Below are 18,259 nucleotides of genomic sequence, written 5' to 3'. Positions count from 1 at the left end.
TAAATATATAACAAGTGTAATCGAGTGTTATTGCACCACATTGTGGCATTTTTAACCGCTAACCACCCAGCATTGAAAGGTTAGTTGTTACACCTGTTTCGCCCTGATGTAGCAAATGAGTTGGTTTTTTAGTTTTAATATAATGAGATAACTGATCTATAAGTGCTTGGTTTGAGTTTTCATTCATGTACTCTCGTAATGAAATACCTTGCTCTGAAAACAAACAAAGGTGTAATTTACCCAAAGAAGACACTCTCAGCCTGTTACATGTGTTACAAAAGTCGTTACTGTAAGGCATTATTAAGCCAATACGCCCTTGGTAGTCAGGGTGATAAAACTCCTGAGCAGGGCCGTCTGTAATGCTTCTAATGACAGGTTGCCACCCCGCTGCACGTAATCGTGCTTTAATTGACTGGCCGGATACGTGATTTTTATCAAAAAATGCCTTATTGTCGTTAGTTTGCATTAGTTCAATAAAGCGCATAGTGACTGAGCGATGCTTTAAATACGCTAAAAATGTGTCGAGCTCTTGACCATTATATTGCTTCATTAACACGCTGTTTATTTTTACCGATTCAATACCGCTTTCTAACGCGGCGTCTATGCCTTTCATCACGGTATTAAATTTATCGTGACCGGTAATAGTATTAAACATTCTTGGATCAAGTGTATCAATACTCACATTAATCGCATTAAGCCCTGCATCTACCCAATTGTTAATGTGCTTATGCATTGAAAACCCGTTTGTTGTAGCGGCTATTTTTGTAATGCCCGGCGTATCTTTTGCCACACGAATAACATCTATGAAATCTTTTCTAAGGGTGGGTTCACCGCCAGTAATACGCAGCTTGGTAATACCATGATGCGCAAAAGCGCTAATAGTATTACTAATTTCATTCAGTGAAAGGAATTCTCTGTCATGGTCACATTGGTAGCCATCGGGTAAACAATAAACACATTTAAAGTTACACACATCGGTAATCGATAAACGTAAGTAACTAAATTTTCGCCCTGCTGGGTCGATGAGCATAAAAACCTTCACTTTACTTTGTTTAACTGGGCCTGTGAGTATTACAGGTTATGCTTTTATTATGGTTGTAGGTTAACACACGGAATTTGGCTTTATTAATATAAAATAAAGGCCTTATGTATTTAATCTAATATGAGCCTAATAACTCGCACTGCAAAAGCGTGTAAATTTAAGGTTTACACGCTTTTGGTGTTTATTTAGGCTTTTAAACCTTTTACAACTGCACTTGGTTTCATTGGTAAGTCACGTAAACGTACACCTACTGCATTGTATACGGCATTGCCAATTGCTGGCGCAACGCCAATAACACCTGGCTCCCCTAACCCTACAGGAAACTCATCACTTTGCACAAACTCAATGTCCATTTCGGGTACATCTTGCATTCTCAGTGGAAGGTAAGTATTAAAGTTTGTAGCAGCTACTTGGCCATTTTTATAAGAGTTGGACTCATGTAAGGCCATACTCGCTCCCCATAATAATGACCCTTCTAATTGAGCCATCGCACCATCAGGATGTACAATTAAACCAGCGTCAACAACAGCGTATAGCTTTTTAAGGGTGATTTTGCCATCGCTTTTGTTAACGTGAACATGGGCTGCAGTGCCAATCCATGCTGGCATGTGGCGCTCTTGCCCTGAACTAACCGAAAAACCAATGCCCTCGTTTTCGTTAAGCTTTATTGAGCTAACTTTGTCTGACACTTTTTTAAGTACGTCATGTAAACGGCGCGCGCCACCCACACTTTCAGGTGCTTTACCCGCTTGTTTTCCTTTACCGTCAAGCATTGATAAACGAAACTTAACCGGATCAATACCTTGCTTGTGCGCTATTTCATCTATAAAAGACTCAAGGCTCCATACAATCCAACCCGGTCCAACTGAACGTAACCAACCCGGCGTAAAAGTGCTTTGTGCTAACTCGTTATTGATAGCACGAGCACGATGGTTATTCATGCTATACCAGTGATCAGCACCTGAGGCAGAAAACGAATCAAATTTACCATTACCATCAACACCAGGAGCCAAAAAACCTGGCGCCATTGCTTTAGTTGGCCAGCCTGCAGCAAACGCATGCTCTAATGCGCTAAGCTCTCCCTTTTCACCGAACGAAGCGGTTAATTTAGCCGTAGACGCTGAGCGAGACTGATCAAATAAACTGTCATCTTCACGGGTAAATACAAGCTTAACCGGTTTACCTATTGCTTTTGCCGTTAATGCAGCAGGGACTGTCCAATCACCAAATAAACGACGTCCAAAGCCACCACCCAAATAGTAAGGACGAATAATGACTTTATTTTGCTCTATATCGAGGGCTTTGGCTAAAGCAGGTAACGTGAGTGATTGCCATTGGTTACCCGTATGTACAATCCAGTTACCGTTTTTAAATTCAGCTATGGCGTTAAGTGGCTCTAATTGGTAGTGACTCGCTGTCGCCGTGGTGTAAGTTGCATCAAATGTGTTTTTTGCATCGGCCAAAACCTGAGGCGTATTGCCTTCATCTACAAATAAAGTACCGGATGCGCTATCGTCACATAATTTTTTACCCTGCGCCTGAATATCTGTCTCGGAGACGTTGGCCGTTTTGCCTACCTGGTAGCTTACATTTAACGCATCAACCGCTTTAATAGCACTGTGATAATTATCAGCCAGTACAACAACCCACCCCTCAACGGTATTGCTAGGATCGTTTAATATTTCAAAACCGCGATAACCTTTAATTGCTTTTGCACCACTGTCATCAACGCTTGTTACTTTACTACCGTAACGTGTCGGAGGAATAACCGGACGCGCATACACCATACCTTCTATTTCAACATCAATGCCATACACTGCTGATCCGTTTGTTTTAGCGGGTATATCTAATGCTTTAAAATCTTGGTTTAAGCCGGTTAAATGACGTTTATTAGCTGGTTTTAAAGGAAGCTTTGCAACGTCTTCACTTGCAAAGGTAAGATTAAATTCACCTTTTTGTACAATATCAGCGTAACTTACCGATTGACCACCAGCAATAATTTGCCCTTTTTGTGCAGTACATTGCTCTGGTTTAACTCCTAGCATTTTAGCCCCTGCATCAATAAGGGCTAAGCGACCTGCGGCACCCGCTTGCGATAGCGGTTTAAAACTTTGAAATACAGACCACGAACCACCTGTAACCATATATCCCCATTTTTCATGGGTATCTACGTAAGTAATTGATACTTTATCCCAATCACACTCTAACTCGTCGGCCACTATTCGTGCTAAAGCAGTACCAATGTGTTGGCCCATTTCAGCCTTTGCAATGCTAACCTCTACCCCACCATTGGTATCCATTGTCCACCAAATAGTGGGTGAAAACGCCTGTTGTGAAATTGATTCTTTGGCGCTTAAAGAACCTGAAAGTAACGCAGGCGCAAATGCCATTACCAAGCCCGCACTAGCACTGCCAATCATAAATGAACGACGATTTAAGTTGACGGTTTCGCTGTTTTTTTGAAATAATTTTTTCATTATCCGCTCCGATTAAACGTCTTGCTCATTTGGGTTAAACATCTGTACTGCGCTTTGTGACTCATCGGCCGCACGTTGTATTGCCGACTTTATACGTTTGTACGCCATGCAACGGCAGTAGTTACCATTCATATGATTGACAATTTCTTCGTCTGTTGGCGACGGGTTGTCTGCAAGTAATGTTGCCGCTTGCATAATCTGCCCAGACTGACAATAACCACATTGCGGTACTTGCTCTTCAACCCATGCTTTTTGAAGCGGGTGTTCGTTATTGAGACCTTCAATAGTGGTAATGTTTTTACCAGCTACAGCTCCTACGGGTAATACACATGAACGTGTAGCCTGTCCATCTAAATGCACTGTACACGCACCACACATTGCTATGCCACAACCAAACTTAGTGCCCTTTAGTCCTACTTCATCGCGAATAACCCATAGCAGTGGTGTATCTTCACTTGCTTGTGATTCAATCACTTTGCCATTAATTGTAAACGTTACCATAACCCGCCCCTTGAATTAGCTCTCAATCAACTGCACTGCGATTTGTGCTGAGCAGTTGGTAATACCATTAAAATTAAAGCAACTTGATCCTCGACATTGCTCTTAAGTTGTATGCGCAACTTTATGCCCTGCGCAGTATGTATTTATATAAACATGTTCAATTAAAGTTTAGTTTGTTTTTTTATTTAAGCTGAACCTCTGTTTGAGGTAGATTTATTGCCTAAAGTTTTAATTATTTAATTTAGCGCCTGTTTAGCGGTATAACAATTTAACTGCTCAACGGTATCTATGTCTGCGCTTGCCTTATTTAGTAAAACGCAGTTTACAATACCGCCGGATTCACGAAGTAGATGTTGAGCGCCTTTGTCATTAGACAAAGTGGTGAGTAAATCAAAATCATCATGAGGAAAAATTGCCGGCACACCTAATCGTTCTCCATAGTTAGCACACCATCGAGTGGGGTTATTCTGAAAACGAGTGACTAACTGCTGAATATCGCACGCCTCTAATTCAACCTGATCGGCTAGCATAAATAAAATGCCATCCCAACCGTCACTATGCCTTAACTGATTAGCTGCAAGCGCGATTGATTTACCTAACCCTTGCTGCCAATCTAAATTACAGATAATTTCGACATTATTGTAGTGCTTTAGCGCTTGAGTAATTTCGTTATGCCAGGCGCCTGAAACAACATAGACGGCACCCGCGTCTAACTGCTGTAAAACGTCAACTGCACGAGCAATCATAGTTTTATTATTGCCCACATTTGCTATTAATTTGCATCCATCAAAACGAGACGACTGTCCTGCGGCTAACAACACTTTTGCTATGCGCATACTTCACTGACCCCAATTGCTTAGGGATGTAGCATCTTTATTAGAAAGCACGGCGTGTATTTCACTAATAAGTGACAATGCAATACTTTCTGGCGAGTCGCCACCTAAGTTAAGCCCTACAGGCCCAAAAACAGGCGCTTTAACCTCTTGTATAGCTATATTAGCTTGCTCAAAAACTTGTGCTCGTCGGTGCTTAGGACCCAGCAGCCCCATATATTTTAAATTAGACTGGTTCAACGCATAAAGTGCATTTGCATCAAGCTCAACACTGTGGGCCATTAATATGCTCGCATCCACCTTTTGCTTTTCGCAATATTGGGATAGCTCTTGAGGCGGACAACGTAAAATTGCATCTGCCTGCTGAAAATATTGCCTTTTAGCATTAGCCGCGCGGGGATCCCACACAGTCACAACCCAACCCAGCTGCTTAGCCATAGAATAAACGGCAACAGCGTCGGCACCGCCACCCACAATTAAAATATGTGGGGCTGGGTATACGGCCACTTGAAGCCAATGCTGATTATTTTTTTCAATGATTTGTGCTTTACGATTAACAGAAAGACCATCAGAAACATTACGTTTTGAAAAAACGCCCTGCCCCAACACACAAAGAGGCTGCACTGGTTGTAAATAATAACCTGACACTTTTTCTTTAAGAGCATTAAAAACAAAATCGAGATTTAGGTATTTATTGGCGCTATTAACTGGCTGTAAAACAATATGGACAACACCACCACAGCCAATACCTAACTGAAAAGTTAAGTCATCTTCATCGGTGGCATCATAGGTAATCGTTTTTGACGTAAGGGAGGTCATTACTTGTTTGGCGTGGCGCTGAATATCTGCCTCTAAGCACCCACCGGAGAGCATACCCAATCGCTGCCCTAAGCTAGAAATAAGCATCATGGCGCCTAGCTTACGGTAGCTCGAGCCTTCAATTTTATACAATGTAGCCAAAACCCATTGCTGTTCGTCTCGTAAAGGGTGCCACGTTGCAAGCATGCTTTTTAAATCAGTTACCATATAAGTGCCGTTAGAATCCTTTATTTTTGTATTTTCGTAGCCTATAAAATTTAGCTGTAAATAACTGACTAATTTTAAAAACGTTTAACCTACGTTGAGCCTACTTAGTAAGATCATATTTATATTATATAAATGAAATTTTCGTACTCAATGTAAAGGTTTAAATTTTACGGTTCCATTAAATCGTTGAGGGTTTCAATTAGGCTGTCAAATTCATCATTAACACTTTCGCGCTGTTTTTTATTCAATGTCGGGGCTAGTTCTATTAATAAATTAACATATAAATCAAGGTTGCTGGCATTTATGGCTAATTGCTCTTTGCTCATAAAGGCTTCACGCTCTTTTATTACATAGCTTAATTTAGTTACAAACTCATCTTCAGAGAGTGTTCCATCAACCATTATTAATTTTGCTGCATCTAATCGAGTTTGTTTGTAATCGAGCCACAGCTCCCCTGACTCCGTATGCTCGTTATTTGCGTCTGTAATAAGTTGCTTTTGCTGGTCAGTGAGCTTACCCAGCCAATCTGAGTAGTAGTCTAACTGGTTTTCTAGCCGTTTAGTTTTGCGCTCTTTACTAGATTGTTCGTTATATTGCTCACGATCTTCGTTAATTTGATCTTGAATATTTTGTATAAATTCATCGCGCTGATCTGTAGAAAGCGTATACCCTAATTGCGCAAGCGAAAAATGCGCATGCTCAAGAAGGTTTTTCCAGTGGGCCCTAGCAAATACTACCTGCTCTTTTAATTGAGCATGATTTAGATTTTGATTAAACAACGACTTTAAATTTTCAATATCTTGTTTGTATGCTGGCAACTGTGTATCGCGGTGCCATTGCTGTGTGGTGTTAATAATCTCTTTTAATTGCTTGTTCTGTTGTTTGTTTAAATCGACGTAATCATCAACCCAAAATGACGATAACCAAGTTAAATTATTATATGTAAACGAGGCAGAACAACTCGTTAATAGCAGTACGCTTAACGCAATAGTTATATGTGACAACTTATTTTTTATTGTTTTTAACATTTTCACCTCTGCAAATATAAACGCTTCACTTAGCTAAGCACTTACATAATGAACCTACGTAACGTGAACTCGCTACCTTGAATAGCATAACAGTCAAAAGTTTATAATTAGCAACTTTTCGCCATGCTTTGACATAGTTATTTCTTTTAAATTTTCTGTTATATCTGTATCTTACGCTTATAAAATCGAACGTGTTAGAAAAAACGCCCCCGATTTGAGCTATAATCACAAACAGAGTTTATCTAAACTTAAATGCACGCTAGTTTGTTTGTAGTAATAAAATAAACCTAAAATATAGCAACGTTATACGCCCTTAATTAGCTGCAAGTGCAATAGTGTTGCAAATAAAATGGTTTTATTTAACTCACAGTGAAACGATTACTTTTTGGAGACATCGCTATGCCACAGTTTAATTTAAAAACGTTATTACTTACGGGTGCTTTAATTGCGAGCCCTTTTGCGAATGCGACCCTTGAAGAAGGTATTATTGCGGCGAACGAAGGTCGCTTTGAATTCGCTTTAAAAGAATTTGAATACCTTGCCGACAAAGGGTTTGCACCTGGCATTTACGAGCTTGCTAAATTATACGAAGAAGGCCACGGCGTTACACGCGATTATTACAAAGCAGCCGATCTATACAAAAAAGGCGTAAAAAAGAATCACGCAGACTCAATGTTTGCATTAGCGGTATTATACGACGAAGGCAAAGGCGTTAAGTTAGACAAACAAATGGCTTTATCTCTATTCGAAAAAGCAGCCAAAAAAAACATGCCTGCCGCACAGTTTAACTTAGGCGTGATGTATTCAAATGGTGATGGTGTTAGTCACGACTACAAACTTGCTAAAACATGGTACGAAAAAGCCGCTGGGAATAACTATTCTTTAGCGCAATTTAATTTAGCGCTTATGTATTTTGAAGGACTAGGAATGCCTAAAAACCTCGAAAAGTCATACATATGGAATACAATTGCCGAATACAATGGCAACATGCAAGCAAGCCATAGTCGAAAGTTAGATGAGCGTTCGATGCTACCTAAAGAAATTGAAGAAGCAAAAGAAAAAGCTGACGCAATTTACACTAAAATTCTTGCAGGTACCTACGCAGGTGAAGGACGTCTATTTTAGGTTAAGCAAAAAATAAAGCTGAACTTAGTGTCATTGTGCATAGTTAGTTCAGCTTTTTTTGGTTTTTTTTACTTAATATATAACCACTTTAGTAGCTTGGTTAGAAGTTTACTTTGCTTAAGCAACAACCCTATACGCGGGTTAAAAGAACCAGAAACGAGTGTATTTTTAGCGTGACTAAACGTTAAAAACCCTTCCTTACCGTGATAGTGCCCCATACCTGAATGGCCCACCCCACCAAATGGCGCGTCGTCAGCAGTGACTTGTACTAAAGTGTCGTTAACCGCAACGGTGCCACTAAGTGTTTGTTTAATAATGTACTCTTGTGCCTCTTTATCTTGGCCTAAAATATATAAAGCAAGCGGATTTGGATGCTGTTTAATATAATCGAGAACGTCATCTAACTTCCCATAACTCTTAATTGGCAATATAGGCCCAAATAGTTCATCTTGCATAAGTTGCATGTCGTCGGTCACATTCGTTACTAAATGCAGACCCATACGATGTTTATCTGCATCTTGTTGATTTTGTTCAAGTGGCTTAATGACATTTGCCCCAAGTTCTTGTGCTTGTACTAAGTATCCGGCTAGACGCGCATAATGTGAGTCACTAATAATAGAGGTTAAGTTTTTACCTTCAACACCCTGCTTAAAATGCTTTTTATAAAGCTCACATAACTGTTTAATAAGCTGGCTTTCTAGGGTTTTAGGCACAAATACATAGTCTGGCGCGACACAAATTTGCCCGGCATTTGCCATTTTCCCGAATAACAGTGCGTGTGCTGCTTTTGCAACATCAGCTTGCTCGGTAATAATGACTGGTGACTTGCCACCAAGCTCTAAAGTAACGGGAGTTAAGTTTTTACTGGCTGCTTTCATTACTAATTTGCCAACCCCAGTAGAGCCGGTAAATAATAAGTGCGCAAAAGGAAGAGACGAAAATTCGCTGGCAACGTCGCTGCCGCCTTGGACCACACATACATGCTGACTCATTTTATCATCAAAAAGCTTTTCTAATACGGCATTAGTATGTGGTGTAAATTCGCTGAGTTTTAACATTACTTTATTACCGGCTGCGATAGCGGTGATCACTGGCACAACCGCTAGTTGTATTGGGTAATTCCACGGTGCGATAACACCTACCACGCCTTTAGGCTGATAGGTAACACTCACTTTTGACGGCCATAAGCTAAGCCCCACAGAACGTTTACTAGGCTTTGACCATTTAGGTAATTTTTTAATAATGTGAGAAAGCCCTTGAACGGTAGGCAAAATATCACCAAGTAAGGTATCAAACGCAGTCCGGTAGCCAAAGTCTTTAGATACTGCACTGATAAGTTCTTCTTCTAGCTCTACAATGCGCGAACGTAATTTTTTTAAAATGGCAATTCGAGAATGAATAGAAGGATAAGGATTATCTAAAAACGCATTTTGTAAACTAGTAAACTGCGCTGATAAAGAGGCTATTTGTGCTGTATCTGTTGTCAAAATAGATTACTCGACTTTTAAAGTTATTGTCGACTATAACCTTGATCTGTTTTTCGAGCAATAACACTAATTTACCTATTACAACCACACACATAGTGATTAAGAGTCGCTTTGTTTAAGATACAAACCGACTCAATTTTTAAAAATTAAATACTGTTTTTGCGAGCGTTATTGTTACAACTGTAATTAATACGATAGCGACTAGGTTAAGCGCAAAACCTGCTCTGATCATATCGCGAATTTTAATTTTTCCCGAGCCAAATACAATGGCATTTGGTGGTGTGGCAACTGGCATCATAAACGCACAACTGCATGCTATAGCAGCAGGAATAACCCACACTAAAGGCGAGCCAAAAATACTTTCAGCAACTGGGCCTAATAACGGCAAAAAGCCCGCCGCAGTAGCTGTATTACTCGTGATTTCGGTTAAAAAGGTGATAAGCCCTACAACAACCACTATGCCCATAACTAACGGAATAGCACTCGCCCCTTCTATCATTTGTGCAATGTATTGCGCTAAACCAGAAGATTTAATCTGTGATGCTAACGATAAACCACCACCAAATAATAACAATACACCCCATGGCACTTTAGATGCACTTTGCCAATCTAAAATTCGCTCATCACTTCCCTTCTTAGCTGGCAAAACAAATAACAACAAGGCTGCTGTAATAGCAATAGCAGTGTCTGAAATGCTAAGACCCGATAAATCAGCTAATAGTGGTCTAAAAATCCAACATAACGCGGCTAGTACAAATACTGAAAACACACCTTTTTCAGCTCGTTGCAACGCACCGAGTTCAGCAAGTTCATTTACAAACATAGCTTTACTGTCTTTAATGTTTTCTGAATTTTTATCAACTTTATAGCTGAATTTAGTAAGCCATATCCAACACACCAGTAACATCACAATTGCTAAAGGCACACCTACCATCATCCATTGCCCAAAGCCTATTTCAATTTGGTAACTTTCAGATAAGTATGCTGCCATAAGCGCGTTAGGCGGTGTTCCTATTAACGTAGCAATACCACCAATGCTGGCACCATAGGCAATTGATAGAAGTAATGCTTTTGCAAATCCATCTTCACCAGAATCAGAGTGACTCACTAAATGAATAATTGATAACGCGATAGGTAACATCATCACCGTTGTAGCCGTGTTTGACATCCACATAGATAAAAATGCTGTGACTAACATCATAGCTAAAATTTGTAAGCTCGGTTTTTTACCCGCATATAACATAGTGGTTAACGCAATTCGTTTATGTAACCCCCAACGTTCCATAGCTATTGATATTAAAAAACCACCCAAAAATAAAAATATAAGTGGGTGTGCATAAGGCGCTGCCGTAATTTTGATAGGCGCAATGTTTACAAGTGGCGTTATGACGAGCGGTAACAATGAAGTTGCAGGAATAGGAACAACCTCAGTCACCCACCAAGAGGCCATCCAAAATGTTAAACCTGCGGTTTTAAAGGCTGTATCAGATAGGCCATTTGGTGGATCTAATAAACAGGTTAACAGCATTACAATGGGCCCAAACCAAAGCCACACGCTTCGTATAATAGGATATGTTTGATTAATATTATTTAGGTTGCTTACCATCACCGCGCCAAAAGCTATTTAACAGTCGACACAGTAAAGAAGATAGTAAGGACTTGTCAAATGGATATCAGCCATAACTAAATTTGCATAGAGTTAAAGGCTTAGAGCTTTAGTAAGAGTGATAAGTGTAAGGCATCAAAAAATTAAGAAGGGCAATTTATAGAAACGCCGTAAACAAGAGGTCTACGGCGAACATATCAAAATTAACTAGTCGCTAATGCTGATCTATTTTTTATGTACTTATATAAACCAATTAATGAAGCAGCTATCCAAAATATTTCTATCACAAAACTTGCTAAATTAAAGTTATAACAAAGGCTTATTAATAATAAAATCGCCCCTGTTAGGTTCATCATGTTGTACGTCAAGCTGGTTGGTGTTGTTTTACCTAATTGAAGTAGAAAAAACGAGCCAACAACTAAAAATGTGCCTGTCATACCGATGATGTCAAATAAGAGTGCTATCACGAAACTATCCTTTATCCATTTTTCAAATAACCCAAAAAACTGGCCCATTCCATGGGGAGGGTATTTTTCATTCATTGAAACAGCAAAACCGGGCGATCATAGCAACAAAGCAGTTTCAAACAAGGCCATATGTCCGCATATGTTTTTAGCTTATTTAAATGTAACTTTTCCACCGATCATTTTGTAGGCAGGTGCGCCGCGGATTAAAGCAGGTCTTGCAAAAGCCCGCTCACAACTTGGGCAAATACACGGAATTTTTGTGAAGTCTTGAGATATACGCTCTTTAAAACACTTAACAAGCGCCCCCTTCCCCCCTTTGCGATATTTAAAAAGTTGCGTTTTGCATGACGAGCAAAAAATATCAACGGTTTTTATAGGGCCTTTTTTGTTTGGTTGTGCCAAAACACCTCCGTAATTAATAATTATATTTAAGGTTAAATAAGATAAGTTTAATGAGGTAGCCCGTAAATTAAAACAGCCGTAGTGACTAGAAAATATTTTAACCGCCCAGTTCATGACTTATTGGCAGTAGCTAAAACATGATTTAAGTGATCAGCGAGGCATTTAAGGCTAAAGGGCTTAACAATAATGCCTGAAACTTTAGCTGCAATTACATTTTTTATAGTTTTAGAATTATCTTCGCATGTCACCATCAAGACAGGGGTTGAGGTAAGCTGTTCGTCATTTCTTATTCTATTTAGTAAATCTTTACCGTCCATTTTGGGCATATATAAATCAGTGATGACCAAATCAAAAGACTGCTTTTTTAACAGTGTGAACGCCTGAATACCATCGGTCGCTTCAACAATATCAAGATAGTTTAGATTTCTAAGCATGTTAATTAATACATGTCGCATCAGTGGTATGTCATCAACAACAAGTATTTTCATATTATTTAGTTACCTGAATAAATAAAAAGATAGACAATTTTGTGTTTATAAATCAATTATGGCCACCCGCCTAAAATTAATCCCATCAACGAAAATTGGCTTACATAGTAACCACTGTTTATCAAAAAAAGTTTTACTGGACGCTGCTCATAAAGATAACTTAAACCCAAAGAGCTGCTCACCCAAAATAAACCAATAGCAAAACCAGTCCCTACACTCAAACCCAAGCTCGACTCGTTACCTAAAAATATCGACAGTACAAATGCAGCCAAAAATGAAAATGAAAATGTGCCAACACATGTGCGTTTTTTATTGGCACTTTGCAAATCAAGCTCGGTCAAGCCGCAACTTTCAAGCCAAGCTTGTCTAAATAATAAGTTTGAATACCAAACACTACTTAACGTAAACGACGAAAGCGCAGCAACCAGTATCGAAATAAAATTAATATCCGAAAAATTCATACAACACTGAAATTTCCTGAATCGTAACGTCTTTTTAATGTAGTTAATATTAACTAAAGCAGCAAATACTAAAGTGTAATCGATACTTAAATACCAACAAACTATTAGAACACAGCAAACGTTGCTTTTGTTAACTCAGCTATATCGTCTATGGCTAACTTTAACTCCAACCCACGCTTACCGGCACTGACATATATAATTTCAAACTCACTAGCACTGCTGTGAATATATGTTTTAAGACGTTTTTTTTGTCCTATTGGGCTCACTCCTCCAAGTATATAACCGGTGCTTGCATTTACTTTTTGAGGCGCGGCCAAGGCCACTTTTTTTGTTTTTGCCACTTTAGCAAGCTGTTTAAGATTAACTTGTTGAGATACGGGGGTGATGGCAACGATTAATTCACCTTCATGCGTTTCTAGTACAAGTGTTTTAAATACTTGCTCACTATTTAAATTGAGTTTTTCAACTGCCTCTAAACCATAGTGACCATTGTTTGCATCGTGCTGATAGCTCAGTATTTCGAACTTTATTTTTTGTTTTTCGAGCAGTGCGATAGCGGGTGTCATTGCGTTCTCTCTTTTTTAGAGGTGTTGGCAAATTTAAAGCAAAAAAAACGGCGCTGTAAAGCACCGTTTTTTTTAAACAACACAATTTTTACTTTGTTAAGTCATCAAAAAACTTTTTAACACCATCAAAAAAGCCTTGCTCTTTAGGACGGTTTTTTGAGCTATCTGTGCCCATGCTTTCTTCTAACTCTTTAAGTAGTTCACGTTGGCGCTCGTTAAGATTAACAGGTGTTTCAATAACTACCTTACAAATTAAATCACCTTGTGCGCCACTTCGTACAGACTTAACACCTTTGCCACGCATACGGAACATTTTGCCGGTTTGCGTCTCTGACGGTATTTTAAGTTTTGCACGACCATCAAGTGTAGGTACTTGAATTTCACCGCCTAAGCCTGATGTAGTAAAGCTAATAGGTACTTCACAATACAAATTGTTACCTTCACGTACAAATATGTCGTGTTCTCTTACAGACACTTGTACATATAAGTCACCCGCTGGTGCGCCATGAACTCCTGCTTCACCCTCACCCGATAAACGAATACGATCGCCTGTATCAACACCCGCTGGTATTTTCACCGACAACGTTTTAGTTTTTTCTACACGGCCTTGACCATGACAGCTGTTACAAGGGTCTGAAATAATTTGACCTTGTCCCTGACACGTAGGACATGTTTGCTGAACAGCAAAGAAACCTTGGCGCATTTGCACCTGGCCTGCACCATGACAGGTAGTACATGTTTTAGGTTTAGAACCCGCTTTTGCACCGCTTCCATCACAAGGGTCACAACTTACCCATGTTGGTACTTTAATTTCAACTTCTTTACCACGAACCGCTTCTTCAAGCGTTAAATCCATGTTGTAACGTAAATCAGAACCGCGTTGCTGGCGAGATTGACGTCGGCCACCGCCGCCACCAAAAATGTCACCAAACACATCGCCAAATACGTCACCAAAATCGCCATGGCCGCCACCAAAGCCGCCATGACCACCGCCACCGCCTTGTTCAAAGGCAGCATGACCGTATTGGTCGTACATCTGGCGTTTTTGATCGTCAGTTAGAATTTCGTATGCTTCTTTTACTTCTTTGAACTTGGTCTCAAGCTCTTTATCACCTGCGGTACGATCTGGATGATATTTCATCGCTAAGCGTTTATACGCTTTTTTTATGTCTCGCTCACTCGCATCTTTGCTTACGCCGAGGACTTCGTAATAATCGCGTTTTGACATATCTATCACACTACTCTTTCTATTTTGCAGCGTAAGCTGCGGGATAAACCGATAAATCTAATCGATTTATCATTGAATTATGAACCTTAAATACATGCAAAAGGCGCGACAAGCTATTGCTCGCGCGCCTCATTTGTTCATCCTAACCTAAACACCTAAGCGAGTTAAGTGTTTTTGGTTAGTTAGAAGCGTCGGCAACAATTACTTGTCGTCTTTTACTTCTTCAAACTCTGCATCAACAACGTCATCATCTTGCTTAGCTGATTGTTGTTGCTCACCTGCGTCTGCTTGACCTTGCTGTGCTTTAGCTTGAGCAATTTCCATTAACTTTTGAGACTTTTCAGCAAGTGCTTGCGTTTTAGCTTCAATTTCGTCTTTGTTGTCGCTCTTAATTGCAGCTTCTAAGTCTACAACTGCAGCTTCAATCGCTTCTTTATCTTCACTTGGTAAAGCATCGCCCGCTTCTTCAACTTGCTTACGTGTACCGTGAACCATTGCATCTGCTTGGTTACGAACAGCTACAAGCTCTTCAAACTTTTTGTCTTCTTCAGCGTGCGCTTCTGCATCACGTACCATTTTTTCAACTTCTTCATCGCTTAAACCTGAAGACGCTTGAATAGTAATTTTTTGCTCTTTACCTGTGTCTTTATCTTTAGCAGATACATGTAAGATACCGTCAGCATCAACATCAAATGTTACTTCGATTTGTGGTGTACCACGTTGAGCAGGACGAATACCTTCAAGGTTAAATTGACCTAAAGATTTGTTGTCGCTTGAACGTTTACGCTCACCTTGTAACACATGAATTGTTACCGCAGACTGGTTATCTTCTGCTGTTGAGAACGTTTGTGATTTCTTAGTAGGAATCGTCGTGTTCTTTTCAATAAGCGCTGTCATTACAGAACCCATTGTTTCAATACCTAGAGACAATGGAGAAACGTCTAGTAATAGTACGTCTTTAACATCACCTGCTAGTACGCCACCTTGGATTGCCGCGCCTACAGCTACAGCTTCATCAGGGTTAACGTCTTTACGTGGCTCTTTACCGAAGAAATCAGCAACTGTTTTTTGTACTAAAGGCATACGTGTTTGACCACCAACAAGAATAATGTCGTTGATGTCGCCTACTGATAAATCAGAATCAGCAAGTGCGCGTTTAAGCGGCTCTAGAGATTTAGTTACTAAATCTTCAACAAGTGACTCAAGCTTAGCTCGTGTTAGTTTCACGTTCATGTGCTTAGGACCTGTTGCATCAGCAGTTACGTACGGAAGGTTAACTTCTGTAGATTGTGCTGAAGAAAGTTCAATTTTTGCTTTTTCTGCAGCTTCTTTAACACGTTGCATTGCAAGTGGATCTGTTTTTAGATCTAAGCCTTGGTCTTTCTTAAACTCTGCTACTAAGTAGTTGATAACGCGGTTATCGAAATCTTCACCACCTAAGTGAGTATCACCATTGGTAGCTAGTACTTCAAATGTATGCTCGCCTTCAACTTCATCAATTTCAATGATTGATAAATCGAACGTACCACCGCCTAAATCGTATACAGCAACAATGTTTTCGCCTTTGTTTTTGTCCATGCCGTAAGCAAGGGCAGCAGCAGTTGGCTCATTGATGATACGTTTAACTTCAAGACCAGCAATACGACCAGCATCTTTAGTTGCTTGACGTTGTGAATCGTTAAAGTATGCAGGTACTGTAATTACCGCTTCAGTTACTTCTTCACCTAAGAAGTCTTCTGCAGTTTTTTTCATTTTTTTCAGTACTTCAGCAGAAATTTGTGGTGCAGCACGTTTTTCGCCGCCCGCTTCTACCCATGCATCGCCGTTATCAGCTTTGATGATTTTAAATGGCATAATGCCGATATCGCGTTGTACTTCTTCGTCTTCAAAACGACGACCAATTAAACGCTTAATTGCAAATAATGTGTTAGTAGGGTTAGTAACCGCTTGACGCTTAGCAGATTGACCTACTAATGTTTCACCGTCTTGCGTGTAAGCAATGATAGACGGGGTTGTGCGATCGCCTTCCGCGTTTTCTATAACACGTGCTTTGTCACCATCAAGTACTGCAACACAAGAGTTTGTAGTACCTAAATCGATTCCGATAATTTTACCCATGAAACTTCTCCAACTTCAAAATTCGTTATACGTTAATTCGTTCGATGACTAGTAAATAGGGATGCCCTAAAACTAATTCAACTGTAAAAATGAAAAAAAATTCATTTTTTATGATTTATTTACAAAATAACCCCAATAATTGTAAGGAATGATGATTTTTAGAGCGTTTGAAACACCTTTAAATACTGGCCTGACCAGTTTGGTTGTGTTATAAATTTATTAAATTGCACTTTTAAAGGATATTTCCCATGCATTTTGACCAACTACTTGAGCAAGCCGCTAAAATAGGTCAATCAGATAAAATCGAACAATCCGCACTTACCATGCAATTTCCTGAAAATTGGTGCCAAGGAAGAACCGCTTTTGGTGGTTTATCAGCTGCATTGTTATATCAGGCTATTAGAGGCAAAGTGAATAATGACCGCCGACTTCTTTCATTAAGTACTAATTTTGTTGGGCCTTTACTCGCCGACACCCCTTTTTCACTTTATGTTGAAGTATTACGTGAGGGTAAAAACAGTACACAAGTACTCGCTAAAGCAATTCAAAATGAGCAAGTAGCCGTAATCGTGCAGGCTTGTTTTGCTAAAAATAGAGAGTCAGCTATTAATGTTCCTGTTTCAAAGTCGTTAGGTTTAAGCCCTGTTAACGAGCGTTATACGTTACCCTTTATAAAGGGCCAAATGCCTGAATTTTTTCAGCATGTGGATTTGTGCCCACAGCAAGGCGCAATGCCTTTTACAGGGGCAGACACATCTCATTTAGGTGGGTGGATGCGACTTAAACATACACCTGAAACCATTACAGAAGCGCATGTAATTGCACTAACCGATGCATGGCCGCCAACATTATTACAAATGTTTAAACAACCCGGACCAGCAAGTAGCATGTCGTGGTATTTAGAGTTTGTTCAGTCTCCCAATTTAACGCCTGGCGAGTGGCTTGGCTTTGAAGCAATTACGCATCACTCTAAAGATGGATATGGTTTAGAGGATGGGTGTATTTGGTCACAGTCAGGTGAGCTTATTGCTCTTACCCGCCAAACTGTTGCCGTGTTTGATTAGGGTCGGTTGAACTTTGCGGATTAAAATTCGTTCAAACTAGGGGCTATTTAATTGCGGCGCGAGATTTGCTTCACGAGATTTGCAACCTAGTGAACCTAGTGGGCTCGATAACTGCTCCTGCATTACTCTACTGGCTTACATCCATGTAAGAATAAGTAAAAACTGAGTAACAAAGAGTAAATAGCTCCTAGGAAGCCCCCCTTGGGCAGCGCCTGCTTGGCATTAATGCTACGTTCTCGCCAATTTATGGGGAATAACCATACTAAATAGGCTCTTCCATAATACTAATACAGACTCCTGCAAATTTAACCTTGAAAGGTGAACAGACCTTAATATATAA

17 protein-coding genes are annotated in these 18,259 nt (G+C 39.8%); 2 read left to right on the top strand and 15 right to left on the bottom strand.

What is annotated here, in order from left to right; genetic code table 11:
- Positions 1 to 58: 58 nt before the first annotated feature.
- From moaA to PMAN_RS18075, 6 genes are all read right to left on the bottom strand, one after another.
- A complete protein-coding gene (moaA, locus tag PMAN_RS18100) occupies positions 59 to 1,030 on the bottom strand; it encodes a GTP 3',8-cyclase MoaA (protein ID WP_010556714.1) in 972 nt (323 codons plus the stop codon).
- A gap of 197 nt (positions 1,031 to 1,227) precedes the next feature.
- On the bottom strand, positions 1,228 to 3,519 hold the full coding sequence (locus tag PMAN_RS18095) for a xanthine dehydrogenase family protein molybdopterin-binding subunit (protein WP_010556715.1): 2,292 nt from the start codon (positions 3,517 to 3,519) through the stop codon (positions 1,228 to 1,230).
- A 12-nt stretch (positions 3,520 to 3,531) separates the two neighbouring features.
- Positions 3,532 to 4,020: a (2Fe-2S)-binding protein gene (locus tag PMAN_RS18090; RefSeq protein ID WP_010556716.1), complete on the bottom strand. Its 489-nt coding sequence runs from the start codon at positions 4,018 to 4,020 to the stop codon at positions 3,532 to 3,534.
- A gap of 236 nt (positions 4,021 to 4,256) precedes the next feature.
- The gene (locus tag PMAN_RS18085) at positions 4,257 to 4,856 is read right to left on the bottom strand and encodes a nucleotidyltransferase family protein (protein ID WP_008127478.1); all 600 of its coding nucleotides are present in this window, start codon (positions 4,854 to 4,856) and stop codon (positions 4,257 to 4,259) included.
- 3 nt (positions 4,857 to 4,859) lie between these two features.
- Positions 4,860 to 5,879 (bottom strand): XdhC family protein, encoded by a 1,020-nt coding sequence (locus tag PMAN_RS18080; RefSeq protein ID WP_010556717.1) that lies wholly within the window; start codon positions 5,877 to 5,879, stop codon positions 4,860 to 4,862.
- Between the two features lie 167 nt (positions 5,880 to 6,046).
- Positions 6,047 to 6,907: a DUF6279 family lipoprotein gene (locus PMAN_RS18075; RefSeq protein ID WP_010556718.1), complete on the bottom strand. Its 861-nt coding sequence runs from the start codon at positions 6,905 to 6,907 to the stop codon at positions 6,047 to 6,049.
- A 399-nt stretch (positions 6,908 to 7,306) separates the two neighbouring features.
- Here PMAN_RS18075 and PMAN_RS18070 point away from each other — a divergent pair, with 399 nt between their 5' ends.
- Positions 7,307 to 8,032, top strand: coding sequence for a tetratricopeptide repeat protein (locus PMAN_RS18070; protein WP_010556719.1), 726 nt, complete (start codon positions 7,307 to 7,309; stop codon positions 8,030 to 8,032).
- Positions 8,033 to 8,100: 68 nt separating this feature from the next.
- Here PMAN_RS18070 and PMAN_RS18065 read toward each other — a convergent pair whose 3' ends face one another.
- The 9 genes from PMAN_RS18065 to dnaK form a co-directional block, all read right to left on the bottom strand.
- Positions 8,101 to 9,519 (bottom strand): coniferyl aldehyde dehydrogenase, encoded by a 1,419-nt coding sequence (locus tag PMAN_RS18065; protein ID WP_010556720.1) that lies wholly within the window; start codon positions 9,517 to 9,519, stop codon positions 8,101 to 8,103.
- 139 nt (positions 9,520 to 9,658) lie between these two features.
- Positions 9,659 to 11,125 (bottom strand): SLC13 family permease, encoded by a 1,467-nt coding sequence (locus tag PMAN_RS18060; RefSeq protein WP_010556721.1) that lies wholly within the window; start codon positions 11,123 to 11,125, stop codon positions 9,659 to 9,661.
- Positions 11,126 to 11,328: 203 nt separating this feature from the next.
- Positions 11,329 to 11,592 carry a CBU_0592 family membrane protein gene (locus PMAN_RS18055; RefSeq protein ID WP_008127470.1) on the bottom strand — a complete coding sequence of 88 codons (264 nt, stop codon included), beginning with the start codon at positions 11,590 to 11,592 and terminating at the stop codon, positions 11,329 to 11,331.
- Between the two features lie 150 nt (positions 11,593 to 11,742).
- Complete coding sequence (locus tag PMAN_RS19180; protein WP_008127468.1) at positions 11,743 to 11,994, bottom strand: hypothetical protein; 252 nt, start codon at positions 11,992 to 11,994, stop codon at positions 11,743 to 11,745.
- Between the two features lie 110 nt (positions 11,995 to 12,104).
- Positions 12,105 to 12,482 carry a response regulator gene (locus PMAN_RS18050; protein ID WP_006791700.1) on the bottom strand — a complete coding sequence of 126 codons (378 nt, stop codon included), beginning with the start codon at positions 12,480 to 12,482 and terminating at the stop codon, positions 12,105 to 12,107.
- 56 nt (positions 12,483 to 12,538) lie between these two features.
- Entirely contained in the window at positions 12,539 to 12,943 is a 405-nt protein-coding gene (locus PMAN_RS18045; protein WP_010556722.1) for a DUF1761 domain-containing protein, read from the bottom strand.
- 104 nt (positions 12,944 to 13,047) lie between these two features.
- A complete protein-coding gene (gene ybaK / locus PMAN_RS18040) occupies positions 13,048 to 13,509 on the bottom strand; it encodes a Cys-tRNA(Pro) deacylase (RefSeq protein ID WP_010556723.1) in 462 nt (153 codons plus the stop codon).
- 88 nt (positions 13,510 to 13,597) lie between these two features.
- Positions 13,598 to 14,737 (bottom strand): molecular chaperone DnaJ, encoded by a 1,140-nt coding sequence (gene dnaJ / locus PMAN_RS18035; protein ID WP_006791697.1) that lies wholly within the window; start codon positions 14,735 to 14,737, stop codon positions 13,598 to 13,600.
- A 201-nt stretch (positions 14,738 to 14,938) separates the two neighbouring features.
- Positions 14,939 to 16,855 carry a molecular chaperone DnaK gene (gene dnaK / locus PMAN_RS18030; RefSeq protein WP_008126292.1) on the bottom strand — a complete coding sequence of 639 codons (1,917 nt, stop codon included), beginning with the start codon at positions 16,853 to 16,855 and terminating at the stop codon, positions 14,939 to 14,941.
- A gap of 248 nt (positions 16,856 to 17,103) precedes the next feature.
- On the opposite strand from dnaK, the gene PMAN_RS18025 reads away from it, so the two are divergent.
- Positions 17,104 to 17,919, top strand: coding sequence for a thioesterase family protein (locus PMAN_RS18025; RefSeq protein WP_006791695.1), 816 nt, complete (start codon positions 17,104 to 17,106; stop codon positions 17,917 to 17,919).
- Positions 17,920 to 18,259: the final 340 nt, after the last annotated feature.

Source organism: Pseudoalteromonas marina, from assembly GCF_000238335.3.
Taxonomy (GTDB): domain Bacteria; phylum Pseudomonadota; class Gammaproteobacteria; order Enterobacterales; family Alteromonadaceae; genus Pseudoalteromonas; species Pseudoalteromonas marina.
This window is presented reverse-complemented; position numbering and strand designations above follow the sequence as displayed.

Bases quoted from the DNA above. Each gene is read 5' to 3' on its own strand.
- moaA (WP_010556714.1), bottom strand. From the start codon at position 1,030: ATGCTCATCGACCCAGCAGGGCGAAAATTTAGTTACTTACGTTTATCG.
- PMAN_RS18095 (WP_010556715.1), bottom strand. From the start codon at position 3,519: ATGAAAAAATTATTTCAAAAAAACAGCGAAACCGTCAACTTAAATCGT.
- PMAN_RS18090 (WP_010556716.1), bottom strand. From the start codon at position 4,020: ATGGTAACGTTTACAATTAATGGCAAAGTGATTGAATCACAAGCAAGT.
- PMAN_RS18085 (WP_008127478.1), bottom strand. From the start codon at position 4,856: ATGCGCATAGCAAAAGTGTTGTTAGCCGCAGGACAGTCGTCTCGTTTT.
- PMAN_RS18080 (WP_010556717.1), bottom strand. From the start codon at position 5,879: ATGGTAACTGATTTAAAAAGCATGCTTGCAACGTGGCACCCTTTACGA.
- PMAN_RS18075 (WP_010556718.1), bottom strand. From the start codon at position 6,907: ATGTTAAAAACAATAAAAAATAAGTTGTCACATATAACTATTGCGTTA.
- PMAN_RS18070 (WP_010556719.1), top strand. From the start codon at position 7,307: ATGCCACAGTTTAATTTAAAAACGTTATTACTTACGGGTGCTTTAATT.
- PMAN_RS18060 (WP_010556721.1), bottom strand. From the start codon at position 11,125: ATGGTAAGCAACCTAAATAATATTAATCAAACATATCCTATTATACGA.
- PMAN_RS18050 (WP_006791700.1), bottom strand. From the start codon at position 12,482: ATGAAAATACTTGTTGTTGATGACATACCACTGATGCGACATGTATTA.
- PMAN_RS18045 (WP_010556722.1), bottom strand. From the start codon at position 12,943: ATGAATTTTTCGGATATTAATTTTATTTCGATACTGGTTGCTGCGCTT.
- ybaK (WP_010556723.1), bottom strand. From the start codon at position 13,509: ATGACACCCGCTATCGCACTGCTCGAAAAACAAAAAATAAAGTTCGAA.
- dnaJ (WP_006791697.1), bottom strand. From the start codon at position 14,737: ATGTCAAAACGCGATTATTACGAAGTCCTCGGCGTAAGCAAAGATGCG.
- dnaK (WP_008126292.1), bottom strand. From the start codon at position 16,855: ATGGGTAAAATTATCGGAATCGATTTAGGTACTACAAACTCTTGTGTT.
- PMAN_RS18025 (WP_006791695.1), top strand. From the start codon at position 17,104: ATGCATTTTGACCAACTACTTGAGCAAGCCGCTAAAATAGGTCAATCA.